The organism is Phormidium sp. CCY1219 (assembly GCF_035615515.1).
Classification (GTDB): Bacteria; Cyanobacteriota; Cyanobacteriia; order Cyanobacteriales; family Laspinemataceae; genus CCY1219.
Map to the genome: position 1 here is coordinate 1 of NZ_JAJENT010000395.1, position 232 is coordinate 232.

At 48.3% G+C, this 232-nt stretch carries 1 protein-coding gene; it reads left to right on the top strand.

Going from position 1 to position 232, the window contains the following annotated elements:
* Nucleotides 1–232 (top strand): Uma2 family endonuclease (locus tag LKK83_RS08025; protein WP_324630522.1); only part of this gene is annotated, 232 nt, incomplete at both ends.

Consider the following 232-nt stretch of genomic DNA (forward strand, 5'->3'; position numbering starts at 1 on the left):
TGTTCTGGTATCCGGTGGAGGGGAACAATAAACTGGCGCAAGCACCGGATACAATGGTAGTGTTTGGCCGCCCGAAATGCGATCGCGGATCTTATCAGCAGTGGTTAGAAGACAACATCGCCCCGCAAGTGGTGTTTGAAATCTTATCTCCCGGGAACCGACTGAAAGAGATGAGCAAAAAACTGTTGTTCTACAATCGCTATGGCGTGGAAGAATATTATATCTACGACCC